This window comes from Streptomyces sp. Ag109_O5-1, assembly GCF_003814875.1.
Classification (GTDB): domain Bacteria; phylum Actinomycetota; class Actinomycetes; order Streptomycetales; family Streptomycetaceae; genus Streptomyces; species Streptomyces sasae.
This window is the reverse complement of record NZ_RKQF01000001.1, coordinates 5726542-5745409: the sequence shown is the minus strand read 5'-3', so window position 1 is coordinate 5745409 and position 18868 is coordinate 5726542. Positions and strand designations below refer to the sequence as shown.

21 protein-coding genes are annotated in these 18868 nt (G+C 71.8%); 15 read left to right on the top strand and 6 right to left on the bottom strand.

The window, feature by feature from the left end; all coding sequences use genetic code 11:
* Positions 1–187 precede the first annotated feature (187 nt).
* The 8 genes from EDD90_RS25855 to EDD90_RS25820 all read left to right on the top strand — a co-directional run bounded on the left by EDD90_RS25855 (position 188) and on the right by EDD90_RS25820 (position 8242).
* A complete protein-coding gene (locus EDD90_RS25855; RefSeq protein WP_185149220.1) occupies positions 188–481 on the top strand; it encodes a hypothetical protein in 294 nt (97 codons plus the stop codon).
* A gap of 346 nt (positions 482–827) precedes the next feature.
* Complete coding sequence (locus EDD90_RS25850) at positions 828–1385, top strand: DUF2617 family protein (protein WP_123975428.1); 558 nt, start codon at positions 828–830, stop codon at positions 1383–1385.
* A 79-nt stretch (positions 1386–1464) separates the two neighbouring features.
* On the top strand, positions 1465–3099 hold the full coding sequence (locus tag EDD90_RS25845) for a polyamine aminopropyltransferase (protein ID WP_123975427.1): 1635 nt from the start codon (positions 1465–1467) through the stop codon (positions 3097–3099).
* 41 nt (positions 3100–3140) lie between these two features.
* Positions 3141–3881: an SRPBCC domain-containing protein gene (locus tag EDD90_RS25840; RefSeq protein WP_123975426.1), complete on the top strand. Its 741-nt coding sequence runs from the start codon at positions 3141–3143 to the stop codon at positions 3879–3881.
* Positions 3882–4152: 271 nt separating this feature from the next.
* A complete protein-coding gene (locus EDD90_RS25835) occupies positions 4153–4941 on the top strand; it encodes an aldose 1-epimerase (RefSeq protein WP_123975425.1) in 789 nt (262 codons plus the stop codon).
* 10 nt (positions 4942–4951) lie between these two features.
* On the top strand, positions 4952–5500 hold the full coding sequence (gene pyrE / locus EDD90_RS25830; RefSeq protein ID WP_123975424.1) for an orotate phosphoribosyltransferase: 549 nt from the start codon (positions 4952–4954) through the stop codon (positions 5498–5500).
* Between the two features lie 161 nt (positions 5501–5661).
* Positions 5662–6684: a class II fructose-bisphosphate aldolase gene (gene fbaA / locus EDD90_RS25825; RefSeq protein WP_089100088.1), complete on the top strand. Its 1023-nt coding sequence runs from the start codon at positions 5662–5664 to the stop codon at positions 6682–6684.
* Positions 6685–6772: 88 nt separating this feature from the next.
* On the top strand, positions 6773–8242 hold the full coding sequence (locus EDD90_RS25820; RefSeq protein ID WP_123975423.1) for an MFS transporter: 1470 nt from the start codon (positions 6773–6775) through the stop codon (positions 8240–8242).
* On the opposite strand, the gene EDD90_RS25815 is transcribed toward EDD90_RS25820, so the two are convergent.
* From EDD90_RS25815 to EDD90_RS25800, 4 genes are read right to left on the bottom strand one after another with little or no spacing between them, the layout of a single operon-like run.
* On the bottom strand, positions 8239–8535 hold the full coding sequence (locus tag EDD90_RS25815; protein WP_123975422.1) for a hypothetical protein: 297 nt from the start codon (positions 8533–8535) through the stop codon (positions 8239–8241). The two genes, EDD90_RS25820 and EDD90_RS25815, sit on opposite strands and share 4 nt — an antisense overlap.
* A 17-nt stretch (positions 8536–8552) precedes the next feature.
* Positions 8553–8957 carry a hypothetical protein gene (locus tag EDD90_RS25810; RefSeq protein WP_123975421.1) on the bottom strand — a complete coding sequence of 135 codons (405 nt, stop codon included), beginning with the start codon at positions 8955–8957 and terminating at the stop codon, positions 8553–8555.
* The gene (locus EDD90_RS25805) at positions 8954–9973 is read right to left on the bottom strand and encodes a metallophosphoesterase (RefSeq protein ID WP_123975420.1); all 1020 of its coding nucleotides are present in this window, start codon (positions 9971–9973) and stop codon (positions 8954–8956) included. The genes EDD90_RS25810 and EDD90_RS25805 overlap by 4 nt, the downstream gene beginning before the upstream one ends.
* Positions 9970–10434 carry a plastocyanin/azurin family copper-binding protein gene (locus tag EDD90_RS25800; RefSeq protein ID WP_260328059.1) on the bottom strand — a complete coding sequence of 155 codons (465 nt, stop codon included), beginning with the start codon at positions 10432–10434 and terminating at the stop codon, positions 9970–9972. Before EDD90_RS25800 ends, EDD90_RS25805 begins: the two co-directional genes overlap by 4 nt.
* 184 nt (positions 10435–10618) lie before the next feature.
* Here EDD90_RS25800 and EDD90_RS25795 point away from each other — a divergent pair, with 184 nt between their 5' ends.
* From EDD90_RS25795 to EDD90_RS25780, 4 genes are all read left to right on the top strand, one after another.
* Positions 10619–11221 (top strand): sigma-70 family RNA polymerase sigma factor, encoded by a 603-nt coding sequence (locus EDD90_RS25795; RefSeq protein WP_123975419.1) that lies wholly within the window; start codon positions 10619–10621, stop codon positions 11219–11221.
* Positions 11222–11246: 25 nt separating this feature from the next.
* Positions 11247–12035, top strand: a complete 789-nt coding sequence (locus tag EDD90_RS25790; protein ID WP_123975418.1) for a zf-HC2 domain-containing protein — start codon at positions 11247–11249, stop codon at positions 12033–12035.
* A gap of 247 nt (positions 12036–12282) precedes the next feature.
* Positions 12283–12705 carry an ATP-binding protein gene (locus tag EDD90_RS25785; protein WP_398925449.1) on the top strand — a complete coding sequence of 141 codons (423 nt, stop codon included), beginning with the start codon at positions 12283–12285 and terminating at the stop codon, positions 12703–12705.
* Between the two features lie 181 nt (positions 12706–12886).
* A complete protein-coding gene (locus EDD90_RS25780) occupies positions 12887–13348 on the top strand; it encodes a hypothetical protein (RefSeq protein ID WP_260328058.1) in 462 nt (153 codons plus the stop codon).
* A gap of 136 nt (positions 13349–13484) precedes the next feature.
* Here EDD90_RS25780 and EDD90_RS25775 read toward each other — a convergent pair whose 3' ends face one another.
* Positions 13485–13904, bottom strand: coding sequence for a DUF3151 domain-containing protein (locus EDD90_RS25775; protein ID WP_123975416.1), 420 nt, complete (start codon positions 13902–13904; stop codon positions 13485–13487).
* Between the two features lie 132 nt (positions 13905–14036).
* A complete protein-coding gene (locus EDD90_RS25770; protein WP_123971457.1) occupies positions 14037–15242 on the bottom strand; it encodes an IS110 family transposase in 1206 nt (401 codons plus the stop codon).
* Positions 15243–15483: 241 nt separating this feature from the next.
* Here EDD90_RS25770 and EDD90_RS57560 point away from each other — a divergent pair, with 241 nt between their 5' ends.
* The 3 genes from EDD90_RS57560 to kynU all read left to right on the top strand — a co-directional run bounded on the left by EDD90_RS57560 (position 15484) and on the right by kynU (position 18856).
* Positions 15484–16665, top strand: a complete 1182-nt coding sequence (locus EDD90_RS57560; RefSeq protein ID WP_123975415.1) for a M23 family metallopeptidase — start codon at positions 15484–15486, stop codon at positions 16663–16665.
* A gap of 162 nt (positions 16666–16827) precedes the next feature.
* Positions 16828–17667 carry a tryptophan 2,3-dioxygenase family protein gene (locus EDD90_RS25760; protein ID WP_123975414.1) on the top strand — a complete coding sequence of 280 codons (840 nt, stop codon included), beginning with the start codon at positions 16828–16830 and terminating at the stop codon, positions 17665–17667.
* A complete protein-coding gene (gene kynU, locus EDD90_RS25755) occupies positions 17660–18856 on the top strand; it encodes a kynureninase (protein WP_123975413.1) in 1197 nt (398 codons plus the stop codon). Before EDD90_RS25760 ends, kynU begins: the two co-directional genes overlap by 8 nt.
* The last annotated feature ends 12 nt before the right edge of the window (positions 18857–18868 follow it).

Here is an 18868-nt window from a genome sequence, read left to right as displayed (position 1 = left end):
GAGGACGGCCCCTGAACTGCCCTTCCGTGCAGGTCAGGGGCCGCTGCCCCGAGGGAACCCTCTGAAGTTCCTCAACTCTGCTTTGGGCGCTGAGACGGCCGGGCATCCCCCGTTCACGTCGCGCTCACGCGGCGGCCGGGGCGCCCACGGGGGGTCGCCCGCGGGGGAAGGGAAAGAAGGTGGCGCCATGGGCATCGTCTTCATCGTGGCGGCGGCCGCGATCGTCTGTTTCGTGATCGTCGGGACCGCGGTCCGCAGGGGCGGACGGGTCAAGGGGGCGTCCGGCCGGGGCGGGTCCTCCGGCTACGACAGCTCCGGCAGCTGGTGGACCGGGGACTCGGGCTCGTCGTCCTCGCACGGCGGACACAGCGGGCACGGAGGTCATGGGGGGCACTCCTGCGGTGGCGGGCACTCGTCCTGCGGTGGCTCGTCCTGTGGCGGTGGCTCGTCGTGCGGCGGCGGCTGCGGCGGGGGCAACTGAACCCGAGGGACCCGGGGGCAGGGGGAGACAGGGGGAAGGGGGACCGGGGCGCTGGGCGGAGAGCGGGGGAGCTCTCCGGCCCGGCGCCCCGGCGCACGCCGGGCGGAGTACGGCGCACGGTGTGGTTGAACAGTTGAGCTGTGGAGCCCTCTGAGGGATGGAAACCCCACGAAGTTGGGTAAAAACGCTGTGGCGGCACCACCGTTCATGATTCCCTCTAAATCGCCAAAGCCTCGGACGTCCTGACGACACCTTTCCCCGGCTGGGCCGGCCGGGCCGATCTCCCGGTGTCGACCGAGGCGCGCCGGACCACACTCTCCCCTTTGCGTGTTAGCGGAGCCGATCCATGCTCACGACCCTTCACACCTCCTACACCGATACGCGCGCGGCTGACCTCGCCTGGGCCCTCGGGCGCGAGCCGTTGCCCGCCCTGGCCACCCTCGACCTGGAACTGACCGGGGCGAAGCTGCAGTTGAGACTGCTCGGCGCGTCCCACCAGGTGCTCCTGGAGGAGGAGCGGGGCGGCTGTTCGGAGACGGTGGCGTGCATCCCCGGCTCCAGCACCCCCCTGCCGCTCGGAGTCGCCAAGCGCAACGGCGACTGGGAGTACGAGTTCGCGGCCCGCGTCGAGGTCCTGTCGCCGGGCTCCTTCGCCGGCCGCGCCCAGGAGTTGCTCGCCCTGGTCGCCGAGCATCCGCACGGTCTCGCCGGTGTCTTCCCGGGCATCCCGCACGCGTTCACGGCGATGCTGGCCCAGCGGCACGAGGGTCAGGTGCACTGGCGGACCTGGCACGCGTACCCGCAGGACGGGCAGTTGGTGGCCACACGGACCAGGGTGGGCGTACGGGTCCCGGTACGCCGGTCCATGGCCGGACGACAACCGGACGGCAACCGGACGACATAAACCCCGGGCCCGTCGAGGCGGTCCAGATCCACACGTGTGGGTGACGAAGCGTACCGACTGAGTGACGTAACGTCGCAGAGTGATCGATCCGCACGCACCCGCCCGTCCCGGCACACCGCCGCCCTGGGGCGCCCCCGCGCCGCTTCCTGTGCGGCCGGGGACGGGACGGTTCCTGGTCCTCGCGTGCGTCTTCGTCTGCGCGGCCTGCGGCCTGGTGTACGAACTCGAACTCGTCGCCCTCGCCTCGTACTTGATCGGCGACTCGGTCACCCAGGCCTCCGTGGTGCTGTCCGTCATGGTCTTCGCGATGGGCGTCGGCTCGCTCGGCGCGAAGCGGCTGCGCTGGCATGCGGCGGTCGGATTCGGCGCGGTGGAGGCCGCGTTGGCGCTGGTCGGCGGCTGCAGCGCGATGGCCCTGTACGCCGTCTTCGCCTGGACCGGCGACTGGGGCGGCCTGTGGGCGGCCGGCCCGCGCTGCCTCCTGGTCGCCTTCTCGCTCGCCATCGGCCTGCTCATCGGCGCCGAGGTGCCGCTGCTGATGGAGCTCATCCAGCGCATCCGCCGCCAGGACGCGGGCGGCGCGGTGGCCGACCTGTTCGCGGCGGACTACGTCGGCGCGCTCGTCGGCGGCCTGGCCTTCCCCTTCCTGCTGCTGCCGGTCCTGGGCCAGCTGACCGGCACCCTGCTCACCGGCACCGTCAACGTGGTGGCCGGGGGCGCCCTGGTCCTCGGCCTGTTCCGTCGCGACCTCTCCCGGCGGGCCCGCTGGACCCTCCTCGTCGTCAACGTCACCGTCCTCGGCCTGCTCGCCTCCGCCGCCGCCCTCGTCGACGACTTCGAACGGGCCGCCCGGCACGCGGTCTACGGCGACGACGTCCGGGTCGCCCTCCAGACAGACGTCCAGGAGATCGTCCTCACCGGCGGCACCCGCGGCCGCCCCCTCGACCTCTTCCTCGACGGCCGGCTCCGGGTCGGCGGCCGCGACGAACGCCGCTACCACGAAGCCCTCGTCCACCCCGCGATGAGCGGCCCGCACGCGCGCGTGCTCATCCTCGGCGGCGGCGACGGCATGGCCGCGCGCGAGGTGCTCCGCGAGCCCGGCGTCGACCGGGTCGACCTCGTGGAACTCGACGCGGGCCTGGTCCGCCTCGCCCGCCACGACCCCGCCCTCGCCGCACTCAACGGCCACGTCTACGACAGCACCCGCGTCCATGTGCACACCGCCGACGCCTTCTGCTGGCTGCGCCGGACGGCGCCGCGCGCCGCGTACGACGTCGTCATCGCCGATCTGCCCGACCCCGGCATCACGGCCAGCACCAAGCTGTACTCCCAGGAGTTCTACGGCCTGGCCCGCCGTGTCCTCGCCCCCGGCGGCCGGCTGGTCGTGCACGCCGGCCCGGTGAAGGCCCGCCCCCGTGCCTTCTGGACGGTCGCGGCCACCATGCGCGCCGCCGGTCTGGCCACGACCGCCTACCGGGTCCTCGGCCACGACGTCGGCTTCGCCCCCGGCCCCGACCGCGCGGCCGGCGAGTCCAGAGCCCCGCACGACTGGGGCTTCGTCCTGGCGACCGCGGGCCCCGGCCGGCCGCCCCTGTGGCTGGCGGCGGACGGGCCGCGGCTGCGGACGCTGACCGGGCGGGCGTTGGAGTGGGACGAGCTGGAGGTGCCGGCGGCCGGGCTGCCGCCGTCCACGTTGGTGCATCCGCGCTACTGAGGAGGGTGTGACGGACCGACTCGTGGGTAGGCTCATCCGGCATGGAGCACCAGGTGTACGTCCCCGCCCCGAGCGCGCGGCTCAGGCAGGCGCTGGCCGACCCCGCGCGGGTCGCCCGGGCGGTTCCCGGCCTCCAGCAGGACGCGGGCGCCGACCCCGGCACCGGCCGCCTCAAGGTCCGTATCGGCAGCCACTCCATCACCTACCGGGGCTCCCTGCGCGTCACCGCCCGTGACAATGGTACGTACGAGGTCGACGGCGACGCGACCGAGGCGCGCGGCACCGGCACGGTCAAGCTGGCGCTCGCCGTCCGCCTCGCCGACACCGACGAGGGCGGCTGCACGGTCACGGTGACCGGTACGGCCTCCGCCGGCGGGCGGGTCGCGGAACTTCCGGTGGAGGCGGTGGCGTCGGCGGCGACGAGGCTGCTGAACCGCTTCGTGGAGGCGCTGGCGGAGGAGACACCGGAGGAGATGCCGGAGACGGCCCCGGACGAACCGGCGTCGGTCTTCGAGACGGAGGTCCCGCCACCGTCCCTGGCGCCCGAACCGGAGGAGGAACCGCTCCCCGAGATCTTTGCCGAGGCGGCCCACGCCCGCCGCACGATGATCGGCCGCAGCGCGGAGGAGGTCGACCACGCGCCCCCTCGCGGCCGCTACGCCCCGGTCCCGGCCCCCCAGACGGTCGCGGCGGCATCGGCCCTGCGCTGGGCGGCACCGGCGGTGGCGTTGGCATTGGCATCGGCGATCGTGGTGACGAGGGCGTTGCGCAAACGGCGGTGATGTGTGCGGGCCGGTGGGGCTGAAGGCGGGGGTTTCGCCTACCGGCGCTTGCCGGGTGCCTCCCCCAGAGGGGGGACCCCCAGCCCACCCGTGCCGTCCCTAGCGGCACGCATGCCCGCAGCTACGGTGGCTCGCAAGGCGCCGCGGCTGCAGCGCCCCGTCAGGGGCGCTGGGGGTACCCCCGGCCGAAGGCTGGGGGAGGAACTGCGCGATCAGCCCCCACTCACCCGCAGCCGAAGTACCGCGGTCACTCTCCCAGTACTGTCATCCCGTGAGTAACGCAGACATCACGCTGACCGCAGGCGACGCGACCCTCCACCTGCACCCCGGCAACGGCGGCCGGATCGCCGGACTCGAGGTCGGATCCCTCGAACTGCTCCGGCAAGGTGACCGGTTCGGCTGCTTCCCGATGGTTCCCTGGTGCGGCCGGATCCGGGACGGCCGCTTCCGCGACGGTGCCACCGTCGTCCAGATGCCCCTCAACTCCCCGCCGCACGCCATCCATGGCACCGCCCGCGACGGCGCCTGGCGCACCGCGCGCGTCTCGGCGAGCGAGGCCGTGATCACGTGCGAACTCGGCGACCCCTGGCCGCACCCCGGCCGCGTCACCCACGTCGTGCAGCTCGCCGAGGACTCGTTGACGCTGACGATGAGCGTGGAGGCGTACGACAACTCCTTCCCGGCGCAGATCGGCTGGCACCCGTGGTTCAACCGCAACCTCGGCGGCCAGGACGTCCAGGTCGCCTTCGACCCCGCCTGGCAGGAGGAGCGCGGCGACGACCACCTGCCCACCGGCAACCGCATCGACCCCAAGCCCGGCCCCTGGGACGACTGCTTCGGCATGCCCGACGGAGTCGACGTCACCCTCACCTGGCCGGAGCAGCTGGAGCTGAAGGTCACCAGCCGCGAGCAGTGGGTCGTGGTCTACGACGAGCAGGCGGAGGCCGTCTGCGTGGAGCCGCAGACCGGCCCGCCCAACGGGCTGAACACACTGCCCCGGCTCGTCACGCCCATCGAGCCCCTCGAAGCCACCACCACCTGGACCTGGCGCCGCCTCTAAGCTGGTCGGCATGAGCGACGTACGTGCTGAGCTGCTGCAACAGATCAAGGACAAGGCCGTGGTGCACGGCAAGGTGACCCTGTCGTCGGGCAAGGAAGCCGACTACTACATCGACCTTCGCCGGATCACGCTGGACGGCCAGGCTGCCCCGCTGGTCGGTCAGGTCATGCTCGACCTGACCGCCGAGCTGGACTTCGAGGCTGTCGGCGGGCTCACCCTGGGCGCTGACCCGGTGGCCACCGCGATGCTGCACGCCTCCCACGCGCGCGGAAAGACGCTGGATGCCTTCGTGGTGCGCAAGGCGGGCAAGGCGCACGGCCTCCAGCGCCGTATCGAGGGCGCGGAGGTCAAGGGCCGTCGCGTCCTCGCCGTCGAGGACACCTCCACCACCGGCGGCTCCGTGCTGACCGCGGTGGAGGCGCTGCGCGAGGCCGGCGCCGAGGTCGTCGCCGTCGCGACGATCGTGGACCGGGCGACGGGCGCGGCCGAGGCGATCGCGGAGCAGGCCGGCGTGCCGTATGTGTTCGCCTTCTCGAAGGATGAACTGGGGCTGGACTGACGCCCGGTTGACGGGTGGGATTGACCCGGATTTGACCGGTGCGTGGAGCATCGGTTCAGGTCTGGAAAGATGGGGACGACGATGACGTCGCATCCATAGGTCTAGGTCAGGGCCGTAAGAAAACAGCAGTACGCCGACCCGCACACTCAAGGAGCGGACAGATGCCCATCGCAACCCCCGAGGTCTACAACGAGATGCTCGACCGGGCGAAGGCAGGCAAGTTCGCCTACCCGGCCATCAACGTCACCTCGACCCAGACCCTGCACGCGGCGCTGCGCGGCTTCGCGGAGGCGGAGAGCGACGGCATCGTCCAGATCTCGACCGGCGGCGCCGAGTTCCTGGGCGGCCAGTACAAGAAGGACATGGTCACCGGTTCGGTCGCGCTCGCCGAGTTCGCGCACATCGTCGCCGAGAAGTACCCGGTCAACATCGCGCTGCACACGGACCACTGCCCGAAGGACAAGCTCGACGGGTACGTACGTCCGCTGCTCGCGATCTCCGAGGAGCGTGTGAAGAACGGCCGCAACCCGCTCTTCCAGTCGCACATGTGGGACGGCTCCGCCGAGACCCTCGCCGACAACCTGGCCATCGCCCAGGAGCTCCTGGAGCAGGCCCGCCGCGCCAACATCATCCTCGAGGTCGAGATCACCCCGACCGGTGGCGAGGAGGACGGCGTCTCCCACGAGATCAACGACTCCCTGTACACGACGGTCGACGACGCGATCCGTACCGCCGAGGCCCTGGGCCTGGGCGAGAAGGGCCGCTACCTGCTCGCCGCCTCCTTCGGCAACGTGCACGGCGTGTACAAGCCGGGCAACGTGGTGCTCCGCCCCGACCTGCTGAAGGAGCTGAGCGACGGCGTCGCCGCCAAGTTCGGCAAGCAGTCCCCGTTCGACTTCGTCTTCCACGGCGGCTCCGGCTCCACCGAGCAGGAGATCCGCACCGCGCTGGAGAACGGCGTCGTGAAGATGAACCTCGACACGGACACCCAGTACGCCTTCACCCGTCCGGTCGCCGACCACATGTTCAGGAACTACGACGGCGTCCTGAAGGTCGACGGCGAGGTCGGCTCCAAGAAGACCTACGACCCGCGCACCTGGGGCAAGCTGGCCGAGGCGGGCATGGCCGCGCGCGTCGTCGAGGCCACGCAGAACCTGCGCTCGGCGGGCAACAAGATCAAGTAAGCCGCATTACGAGTAATCCGTATTACGGTCCGGACCCGGCGTCTGTCTTCGTCTGTCGACAGCGCCGGGTCCGCTGTATACCTGGACCATGCCCGATGTCCGGCTGGCCTCGTCCCAGGGCAAGTGGATCCTGCTCACCACCGTCCTCGGTTCCAGCATGGCGATGCTGGACTCGACCGTCGTCAACGTCGCCCTGCCCCGCATCGGGGAGGACCTGAACGCGAGCCTGTCCGCCCTCCAGTGGACGGTCAACGCGTACATGCTGACGCTGGCCGGCCTGATCCTGCTGGGCGGTTCGCTCGGCGACCAGTACGGCCGCCGGAAGGTCTTCGTCACGGGTGTCGTCTGGTTCGCGGCCGCGTCCCTGCTGTGCGGCCTGGCCCCGACGGACGCCGTGCTGATCGGCGCCCGCGCCCTCCAGGGCATCGGCGGCGCGCTTCTCACCCCGGGCTCCCTGGCCCTGATCCAGGCCTCCTTCCACCCCGACGACCGGGCCCGCGCGGTCGGTCTCTGGTCCGGCTTCGGCGGTATCGGCGCGGCCGTCGGCCCGTTCCTGGGCGGCTGGCTGGTGGACGGCCCGGGCTGGCGCTGGGTGTTCCTCCTCAACGTCCCGCTGGCCCTGGTCTGCGTCCCGGTCGCCCTGCGCCATGTCCCGGAGTCCTCTGGGGGCACCTCCCGCTCGGAGAGTGGGGGAGAACGCGCCCACGGCCGCTTCGACGTCCTCGGCGCGGTGCTGGGCGCGCTGGCGCTGGGCCTGGTGACGTACGCGCTGATCGAGGCCGGGACCCTGGCGCTGCTCGCCGTGGCGGGCGTCGCGGCCGGGGTGGCCTTCGTGTACGTCGAGAAGCACCGCCCGGACCCGATGCTCCCGCTGGACATCTTCGCCTCCCGCCAGTTCACGGCACTGAACATCGTCACCCTGTGCGTGTACGGCGCGTTCGGCGGCTACTTCTTCCTCACCGCGCTGCAACTCCAGGTGGTGGCGGGCTACTCGGCGCTCGCCGCCGGCACGGCCCTGCTCCCCACCACCGCCCTGATGCTCCTGTTCTCGGCCCGCTCGGGCGCCCTCGCCGACACCATCGGTCCCCGCATCCCCCTCACCGTCGGCCCGCTGCTCTGCGCGGCGGCGATGCTGTTGATGCTGCGGGTGGGCGAGCACGCGAACTACCTGACGGACGTCCTCCCGGCGGTCCTGGTCATGGGCGTCGGCATGGTCACCCTGGTGGCTCCACTCACCGCCTCGGTCCTCGCCTCCGTGGACACGGCACGGGCAGGCATCGCCAGCGGTATCAACAACGCGGCGGCCCGCGCGGCCAGCCTCATCGCGGTGGCGGGACTGCCACTGCTCGCGGGAATGGGCCCGGAGGCCTACCGCTCGGCCGCCGCCTTCGACGCGGCGTTCCGCAGGGCGATGCCGATCTGCGCCGGGGTGCTGGTGGTGGGCGCGGCCCTGGCCTTCGCCCTGGTCCGCAGACCGGCACCGGGCTGCGTACGCCCGGAGTGCCGCCGGCACGGGAACGTGACGACACCACCGATCGAGGCGGAGGGCCGGCCCTAGCCGCGGTGTTTCGTGCGCCCAGTGGACAGAGCGGACCGCAGTTCGTGCCCGGTGATCCGGTCGGCGGGGCGGTGGAGGGTCCAGCGGTGAGTCTCGCCGCCGTCCATGGGCAGCACTTCGACCACGGTCTCCAGCGGTGGGTGGCCGGGTCCGCCACAGCCGAGCTGGCGGATCACGACGGCGGTGTCGTCGTCCAGGCCGAGCAGGACGCGCACGGCGTCCCTCAGTTCGCGAAGGCGCGGGCTCGGCCAGGCGATTCCTGGGCGTGGTTCCAGGCGTGGTTCCAGACGCATGGGAGATACCTCCTGGTTCAGTCGGCCGTGGCGGTCGTGGCCGCGACCACGGCCAGCTGCCAGGTCGCGAGGAGCAGCAGCGTGCCGATTTCGGCGACGAGGCTGAGGACGGCCTGGGGCGCGGGCTGCAGACCGCGCTCGGTGAATCCGAACACGCCTACCGTGCGCGAGGCCGCGAAGCCGCCGAGGGCGCCGAGCGCGACACCGGCCGCGGCGGCCCTCAGCAGCAGGGGCGGTGTCCCCGTCAGCAGCAGGACGGCGAGGGCGAAGGAAGCACTGGCCTGGAGGAGGAACAGGGGGCCGACGACGGGGATGAAACGGTAGTCGTCGACGTAGAGCTGGGCGTGGATGTATCCGCCGGCCGCCAGTGCTGCGGCGGTCGCCCACCGCAGGGCGGTGGTGGGGAGTCTTCGGCCGTTCATGCCAGCCTCTCATCCGTGACGGCCAGTTCGCGGTTGCCCCGGCGGTAGCCGACGCTGCGGATGCCGAGTGCGTCCTTGAGCTGTCGGGCGGGGACGACCTGCGGGGTGGGGGCGGGGGCACGGCCCGGTTTGGGCAGGGGGTAGGCGGTGGTGGTGGCGGAGTGGAAGGTGATGTTGCCGTCGGTCTTGGTGAAGAGCTGGTGGACGTGCCCGTTGAGACAGGTCACGGAGGAGAAGCGGCGCAGCAGGGCGATGACCTTGAGGGCGTCGTCGGTGCTCCAGCCCCACTTCGGGTACATGGCGAACAGCGGGATGTGGCTGAAGACCACGACGGGGGTGTCCGACGACAGTCCGGCGACGTCCTTGCGGACGAAGTCGATCTGGTCGTTGCCGAGGTGGCCGAGCTTCTCCAGGCTCAGGGTGTTGACCAGGGCGATGAAGTGCACGCCGTGGGTGTCGAAGCTGTACCAGCCGTCGCCGAGCGTGCCCGTGCCGAAGGCCCGCCGGTAGGCGCGGCCCGCGTCGCCGATGGAGTCGTGCTCGCCCGGTACGGTGAAGACGCGGTCTGTCTTCATGCCGGTCATCATCTGCTTGACCTGGTCGAACTGTCCGGCCGTCGACAGATGGGTCAGGTCGCCGCTGTGCATGACGAAGTCGGGCCTGAACCCGAGCGAGTTGACCTGGTGGATCGCTTCCCTGAACGAGCCGGCCACATCCATGTTCGCCGGGCCCTGGAACCCGATATGGCTGTCGGAGACCTGCACGAACCGCAGCTCGCCGCTTCCCGCCGCGGCGCCCGCGGTGGCGGCCTCGGCGGTGGCGTCGCGGGCGCCGGCGATATGGCTGATCACCTCGCCACTGGCCACGGTCAGCACCACCGCGCCGCCGAACCACCCCGCGTGCCGCATGAGCTGGCGACGCGTCATACCGTGTTCCGCAGCAGGCTCATCGGGTCGGCCGGACTCACCGGCCGGCGCTCCGTCGTGACTGTCGTAGTAGCCGTCGTAGCCGGTCATCGGGTCACCTCCACGGTGGCGGTCATGAACGGATGGATGGTGCAGAGGTAGGCATAGGTGCCGGGCTTGGTGAACGTGTAGCTGTAGGTGGCGCCGGTGGCCAGCGCGGCGGACTTCAGCGGACCGCCCGATCCGTCGCTGGTGACGGTGTGGGCGTCGGTGTCCTGGTTGGTCCAGGTCACCGTCGTACCCACCGTCACCTTCAGCGTGGCCGGGGCGAACGCGAAGTTCTTGATCGCGACGGCGTCCCCGGCCACCGGCGCGGCCTGCGCACCCGTGGCCGAGTGACTCGCGGGCATGCTCATGCCGGGCATCGGCGAGGCACCGGCGCCGCTGGGTGAGGAGTGCGACGGGCCGCATGAGCTGAGGAGCCCCAGCGTGCCGGCGGTGGCGAGGGTGGCGAGGGCCAGCCCGGCCGCTGTACGTGATCGTCGGCCTGGGGTGTGGAAGTTCGGGTGCATGGCGTCCGTTCGTCCTTTGCCGTGAGGGAGATCTGCGGTTCCTGCCCGGCTTCACGGACGGGGAGGGGCATACGGTTCGGCATATATACGCTTTTGTGAGATTTCCTCGCGGCGACGCGGAGTGTCACCTGTACCGTGCCGTGCGTTACAGGACAAAGAAGTGCATATGCGCGATCATCGACTTATGCCCCGGAGTTTCCGAAAACGTGATCCAAGGGCCGATCCGGATCGCTCCGCGCGCCGTGTCTCTGGTAGAGGAACCCTTTCGACCGCGGATGAGGAACTGCTGCGCACTCTGTACGCGGAGCACGCAGGGCCCCTGTTCCACTACGTGCTGCGACTGACATCGGGAGATCGGCAATGGGCGGAGGATGTGGTGCAGGAGACGCTGCTGCGGGCGTGGCAGCACCCCGCCGCGTTCGAGCCTGCCCGCGGCCCGGCCCGGGCATGGCTGTGCACGGTCGCCCGGCATCTGGTCATCGACGCCCATCGGGCCCGGCAGGCCAGGCCGGCCGAGGCCGGTGGCGAAGCGCTGGAGCGGGCCGCCGAGCAGACGCCGGGCGAGGACGAGATCGAGCAGGCGCTGCAGAGCTGGGCGGTCGCCGACGCCGTACGGGCGCTGTCCCCGGACCACCGCGCGGTGCTGCTGGAGACCTACTACCGGGGACGGACCATGGCGGAGGCCGCACAGGTGCTGGGCATCCCGCTGGGCACCGTGAAGTCACGGACGTACTACGCCCTGCACGCCCTGCGGCTGGCGCTCCAGGAGCGGGGGATCGAGCCATGACCGTGGTGTGCGGGAGGTGGCGACCGTGAGCACGGAGCACGAAGCCCTCCGGCTGGCGCTGGGCGGATACGTCCTGGGCACACTGCCCGCGGCGGAGATGGAACAGATGCGCGTCCACCTCGTGGAGTGCGACGAGTGCCGGGCCGAACACATCCGGCTGGCGGGACTGCCCGCGCTGCTGGCGACGGTGACCGCGGCCGAAGTCGCGGGCCTGCCGGTGCCGACGGCCGACGGGGAGCTGGCCGACCGGCTGGTGGCTCAGGCGGCCGAGAGCACGCAGGGCCCCGCGCCCGCACGGCCCGTGGTGTCGGCGGCGCCGCCGACGGCACAGGCGGGTGTGCTGGAGAGGATGCTGCAGCAGGCCGCGGCCCGGCGGCGCAGGACCTGGCGCCTGCAACTGGCGGGCGCCGCCGCCTCCCTGACGTTCGTCGCGGCGGCGGTCGGCGGCACCTGGCTGGCGGCGGTCGGGTCCGTGAGCAGTGAGGCGACGCCGCCCGGGGCGACCGCGCCGACCGCCTGGCGCACGTTCTCCGGAAGCGATCCCGCCACCGGCGTCACCGCCTCGGTGAAGGTCTACCCGTCCGCCTGGGGCAGCGTTCTTCAGGTCCACGCCAAGGGCGCGCCCGCCGGAATCACCTGCCGGCTGCAGGCCGTCGGGTCCGGCGGCACCAGGGCGGACGGCGCCACCTGGCGGGCGGGCGAGTACCCTCCCGGCACCACGGTCCCAGGGGCGGTCGCCATGTCCCCCGGGGACATCGAGCACTTCGAGATCCTCGCGGGCGACGGCCAGAAGCTGGTCACCATCCGGGCGTGAGGCGTTGACCGCCAACCTGCCCGGCTTTCCGCGGACTTGATGCGCGAGTGCGCCGAGGGCCGCCGTGACGCGATCTTCGAGAATCTGACCAAAAGGTGCGAAAATCTCGAACCGTTCGGCATGCGCCGTCCGTGTGACTGAGTGAGCGCGCCCTTGCACGACCGGTGCACCGACCGTCCCGACACCGTCGGCGGTCTCCCTCATTCCGGTCTCCGCACCTCCACGGAAGAGTCAGAAGACCATGTTCGTGACCGATTCGCCCCGCCCGAGTCCACTGCCCGGCCGGCCCTGCCGCCACCAGGCGCTGCTCACCCTGCCCGCGCAGGAGGCGCATGTCTCCGCCGCCCGTCACTTCGCGGCCGATCTGCTGGAGACCTGGAGCGTGCCCGCGAGCGAGCGGGACTCCGCCGTCCTCATCGTCGACGAACTCGCCGCCAACGCGGCCCGCTACGGCCGCGAGCACATGACCCTCTCGCTCGTCCTCGACCACGGCACTCTGCACATCGTGGTCATCGACTCCGGCATGACCGTGGAGCGCCGGCACCGCGACATGGCTCCCGACGAACACGGCCGCGGCACCGGCATCGTCCAGTACCTCGCCCAGTCGACCGAGGTCCGCCAGACCCGCGGCGGCCGCGAAGTCCGCGCCTGCCTGAGGTGCTCGGCATGACCGGCCAGGGCGTTCCGGGCGAGCCGCGGCACCGGGTCACCGGACGACCTCGCGACGGGGCTCTCGCGACCCACAAGCCGTGCCCCGTCGACGGCTGCCCCGGACCGGCCCGCGTTCCCGAGCGGTCCGCGACGCATCCATCGGCCCTCGGCCACGGCGCCCCCGAACACGACACGGCGCCGTGTCACCGCTGTGGCGCCGGCCCCTGCGCACCGGCGGAGTGGTGACCGTGGACGCCACCCCGGACAACCACCCGGACAGCGGCGCCCCGTCCGCGTACGAGGCCTACACGAACGCGCCCGACCTGCGCCGCGAGATGCACGGACTGCTCGCCCTCGGCGCCGAACGCGACGGCCGCCAGGCCGGGCCCGCCACCGGCTCCCCGGCCGACCCGACGGCCGCCGAACGGGCCTGGCTGCTGCGCCGGGCGGCCCTCATGGACCGGATGGCCCAGGGCGGCGACCCCGGCCCGGCCGCGGCCGCGGCGGAAACCGCCGAGCAACTCGTCCGGCACGACCGCCGCCATCCCGGCCTGGTGGCCGGCCCGGTCCACCCCGAAGCGGTCACGCCGGCCCCCGGACCCCGGCGCTACGTCCGCCAGGAGTACGCCGCCTGGACGGCCGCCGGGCGCCCCGGAATCTGAAGCCGGGCCCTGAAGCCGGGCCCTGAAGCCGGGCCCTGAAGCCGGGCCCTGAAGCCGGGACCTGAAGCCGGAATCTGAAGCCGGGACCTGAAGCCGGAATCCGAAGCCGGGACCTGAAGAGCGAGACCGGCCCGTACTACGCGTGCAGCTCGGCGTACGCCTCCGCGCTGCTGTCCTTCAGGAACTGCCAGCAGCGCTCGTTCTCGTCCTTCTCGCCGATCTCACCGGCGGCGCGGGCGAGCGCGGCGAGGCAGCGCAGGAAGCCCTGGTTGGCCCGGTGCTCCCAGGGGATCGGGCCGTGCCCCTTCCAGCCGGCCCGGCGCAGGGCGTCCAGACCACGGTGGTAGCCGGTACGGGCGTAGGCGTACGACTCGACGACCGCGCCGCGCCCGAACGCCTCCTCGGCGAGCAGCGCCCAGGCCGGCGAGAAGGTCGGGAATTTCGCCGCGACCTCGACGGGAGCCAGTGCCTCGTCGTCCAGCAGGCGGTACGCCTCTTCGTTCTCCGGCAGATAGGTCGGCTCCGGACCACCGAGCAGGTTCTTGTGCGTCGTCATGGCGCCAGTCTGCCACCGCACAGAACCCGACCACGCGTCCCGTCGTCTTCCAGAACGCCGTCCCTCACGTGACGGCAGGGGGGGTGCCCCTATCTCTTTCGTCAAGGGGCGCGTCGGTTGATTGGTGATGTTTCAGGCGGCTTGGGGGGTGGCTTGAGGTTCGAAGAACGTGCCGTCGCGGAGCATTGCGAAGAGCACGTCGACGCGACGGCGTGCGAGACACATCAGGGCCTGCTTGTGCCGCTTGCCCTCGGCCTTCTTCCGCTCGTAGTAGGCCCGGGAGGACGGGTCGGACAGCGAGGCGAACGCGGCGAGGAAGAAGGCCCGTTTCAGGTGCTTGTTGCCTCTGCGGGACGGGCTCTCGCCACGGATCGAGGACCCCGACCGCCTGGTCACCGGAGCGAGCCCGGCATAGGCGGCGAGGTGGCCCGCGGTCGGGAAGGCGGTGCCGTCACCGACATCGATGAGGATCCTGGCTCCGGTCCTGACGCCTATCCCCGGCATCGACGTCAGGAGCTCGGAAAGAGGGTGCGATTTGAGCAACTCCTCGATGTCCGAGGCCAGTTCCTTGCGCTGGTCGAGCAGGCCGGCCAGGTTCTTCGCGAGCTTAGGCACGATCACCGCGGCCGCGTCGGTGCCCGTGACGACGACGGTCTGCTCGTCGAGTGCGGTGAAGATGTCCTCGACCAGCCGCTGGGCCATCCTGGGCGCCTTCGGCCGCAGCAGCGTGATCAGGCGCCGTCCTCCGGCCTTGCGGATCGCCTTGGGCGAGCCGAACTGTTCCAGCAGCGTGAGCACGGCCGGGTGCTGGATGCGTGGCCCCAGGACCCGTTCGAGGTGCGGGTGGATCTGGGTGAGCAGGCCGCGGAGCCGGTTCGCGACCCGGGTGACCTCGCCCGCGAGGTCGTCGTCGAACCCGACGATCATGTGGAGTTCGGCGATGGTTTCGTCCGTGAGCTCGATCGATCGGAGCGTGTGGGGCATGGTGCGGGCGGCGTCCGCGATGATCGCCGCGTCGCGGGCGTCGGTCTTGCCCTCACCGGGATAGAGGTCCGCGATCCGCCGCATCGTCAGGCCCGGCAGATACGCCACCTCGCAGCCCGCGTCGCGGGCGATGGCCAGTGGCAGAGCACCGATCGAGGCGGGCTGGTCCACGACGACCAGGACCCGGCCGTACTTGGCCGTGAGCTTGTCGAGCATGGCCCGTATCTTCGGCTCGCTGTTCGGCAGCGGCTTGTCGACGACGCTCCTACCGTCCGGCATGAGACCCGTGGCGTGGTGTTCGCCCTTGCCGACGTCGAGGCCGAGGAAGACGGCCACGTCGCGGATGTCGATCACTTCACTCCTCCTGGGAGGGTCTTGTCTTCCCGGCCAAGGCACGGCGCCGACATCCGGCAACCACGTTACGAAGAGCGTTGCCGGCGGGCCGGCGCTCCTGCCCCTATTAGCGATCTACCGGCGCCTCCCGACCCGGTGACACCACCCCCCGGGTCATGGTCGACAGGGGGCAAAAGTCATGCCGGGCCAGAAGGCCGGGAGCCCCAAGATCGGGGCCGTCTAGAAGGTAACGGGAGCAGACGTGCGAGATCCGAGATCGGCCCAACAGCCTCCGGAGGCCGACGCCCTGGCACGGTTCCTGACCGCGGACCCGGACCAGTGGCCCCGGCTCGCCCCACGGGTGACGGAAGCGGTCGGGGTGGCGACACTGGAGCGGATCGTGCATGCCACGGCCGCCCGTATCGGCGAGTTCGCCACCGTCACCGACAGCCCGGACGGGCTGATCGTGTCCGGCAGCACGGGCCGGGTGCGGGCCTGGGCCCAGGTGGCCCCCGACGGCGAACTCACCGCGCTGCGCATCGAAGGCGCCCGTTACACACCGCCCCGCCGACGCCCCCGCCGGTCCGCCGCCCTCACCTGGATGGTCTACCTGGGCCTGGTCGTCCTCTGGAACGTCCTGACCGTGTGGACGGCCGGCGACCGCACCACCTGGCTCGCCGACATGGCGACCCTCGCCGCCTTCTACGTGGTCGTCGAGGGCTGCGGCGCACCGGCGATGCAGCCCCGCCCGCTGCGGCACACGGTCGAGGCGGGTGCCGTCGCCGCCCTCGCCTCGGCCTGGCGGCTGCCGGGACTGCCGGCCGGCCACGGCGTGCTCGGCCTCACCGCCGGCGCCGTACTGCTCGCGGCGGCCGGTTCCCTGGTCGTCACCGCCCGGCTGCACCGCTGGCGGGCCCCGCTGTCCCGGCCGCTGCTCTTCCCGCTGGAGGGCGCCTGGTACGTCGTACAGGGCGGCGGCCCGGCGGTGAACCACCACGCCCGGATGGCGGAACAGCGCGGCGCCCTCGACCTGGTCGCACTCGGCCCGTACGGCACCCGTACCCGGCCCGGCCGCGAACCGGCCGCGTACGCCGCCTACGGGCGCCCGGTCCGCTCCCCCTGCGACGGCCGGGTGATCTCCGCCGCAGGCACCGTTCCGGACCAGCGGCCCGGGGAGATCCGCTACCAGCCGCCGTACGGCAACCACGTCTTCCTCGACACCGGCCGGGAGATAGTCAAGATGGCCCATCTGCGCCCAGGTTCGGTGACGGTGTCCGAGGGCGACACGGTCCGGGCCGGGCAGCTCCTCGGCGAGGTCGGCAACACCGGCAACAGCACCGAACCCCATCTGCACATCCACGCCGAACGCGACGGGGCCGGCCTGGACCTGCAGTTCACCGGCGTGCCCGGCCGGCTGCACCGGGGACGGACGATCCGCGCCTGAGCCGGGGCGGATCCGAGGCCGGGTCCGGGGCCGGACGGCGATTCCCGACAGGCGGGCCTTGCCGTGTCCGGTTACGTTGCGGAAGATGCTGGTGGGGACCGGGGCCCCCGTGTCGGCATCGGCAGGGGCGGACCGCTACCCGGAGTACTACAGGAGACAGCGATGTCCCAAGAGGCTCTCGAAAACCACGAGCCCGAGACCCCGCATCTCGACTTCGCAGGCACGACGCCGTACGAGGACTACGTCAAGGCGGACGTGCTCACCCACCTCCAGCACACCCTCTCCGACGATCCCGGAGAGATGGTCTTCCTGGTCACGACCCAGGTGATGGAGCTGTGGTTCACCGTCATCGTCCACGAGTGGGAGACCGCGGCGGCGGCCCTGCGCAGCGACGACATCCCCGTCGCGATCGCCGCGCTGAAGCGCTCCACCCGTGAACTGGAGGCGCTGAACGCCTCCTGGAAGCCGCTCGGCCAGCTCACCCCCGCCCAGTTCAACTCCTACCGCTCCGCCCTCGGCGAGGGCTCCGGCTTCCAGTCGGCGATGTACCGCCGGATGGAGTTCCTGCTCGGCGAGAAGTCCGCGTCCATGCTCGTACCGCACCGCGGCGCGCCCCGCGTCCACGCGGAACTGGAGAAGGCGCTGTACGAGCCAAGTCTGTACGACGAGGTGGTGCGGGTGCTGGCGCGGCGCGGGTACGCGATCCCGGACGCGGTGCTGCAGCGCGACATATCGCTGCGGTACGAGCCTTTCGACGCCGTCGAGGCCGCCTGGACCGCCGTCTACTCCGGCGCCGAGGACGCCGAGCTCGCCCGGCTCGGCGAGGCGCTGACCGATGTCGCCGAACTCGTCTGGCGCTGGCGCAACGACCACCTGGTCGCCACCCGCCGCTCCATGGGATCCAAGCCCGGCACCGGCGGCTCGGCCGGGGTCGCCTGGCTGGAGAAGCGCGCCCGCAAGAACGTGTTCCCGGAGCTGTGGACGGCGAGGTCCCATGTCTGAACTGGCCCTGAGGGCAGAGAAGCTGGACGCGTCGGACGACCTGGCCGGGCTCCGGTCCCGCTTCGTCCTCGACGAGGTCGTCTACCTGGACGGCAACTCGCTGGGCGCCCTGCCGGCGAACGTCCCCGGCCATGTCGAGGACGTCGTCCGCCGGCAGTGGGGCGAGCTGCGGATCCGGTCCTGGGACGAGAGCGGCTGGTGGACGGCGCCCGAGCGGATCGGCGACCGGATCGCCCCGCTGGTCGGCGCGGCGGCCGGCCAGATCGTGGTCGGCGACTCCACGAGTGTCAACGTGTTCAAGGCACTCGTCGGCGCGGTACGGCTCGCGGGGGAGGGCCGGGACGAGATCCTCGTCGACGCGACGACCTTCCCCACGGACGGGTACATCGCCGAGTCCGCGGCCCGGCTGACGGGCTGTGTGCCGCGTCCCCTGGCACCGGCCGAGGTGCCTGACGCGCTCGGCGACCGCACCGCGGCCGTCCTGCTCAACCACGTCGACTACCGCACCGGGCGGCTGCACGATCTCCCCTCCCTCACCGCCGCGATCCACGCGGCCGGGGCCGTGTCCGTCTGGGACCTGTGCCACAGCGCGGGCGCACTGCCGGTGGACCTGGACGAGCACAGGGTCGACCTGGCGGTCGGCTGCACGTACAAGTACCTGAACGGCGGCCCGGGTTCACCCGCGTACCTGTACGTCCGCCGCGATCTGCAGGACCGCTTCGACTCCCCGCTTCCCGGCTGGAACTCGCACGCCGAGCCCTTCGGGATGCGTTCGGCGTACGAACCGGCCGAAGGATCGGTGCGCGGCCGCGTCGGCACCCCGGACATCCTCTCCATGCTGGCCCTGGAGGCGGCGCTGGAGGTCTGGGACGGGGTGCCGGTGGCGGCCGTACGCACCAAGTCCCTTGCGCTGACGGACTTCTTCCTGGAGTGCGTCGAGGCGTACCTCCCGGAGGGCCGCGTCCGGTCGGTGACCCCGGTGGCGCACGAGGAGCGCGGCAGCCAGATCGCGCTGCGCTGCCCCGATGCCGGGGACGTGATGAAACGGCTGATCGAGCGGGGCGTGGTCGGGGACTTCCGGCACCCCGACGTCCTCCGCTTCGGCTTCACTCCGCTGTACGTCGGTTTCGCGGACGTGGAGCGGGCGGCGCGGGTGCTGGGGGAGGTGGCGGGAGCGTCCGTCGCCTAGTCAACCGGCGGA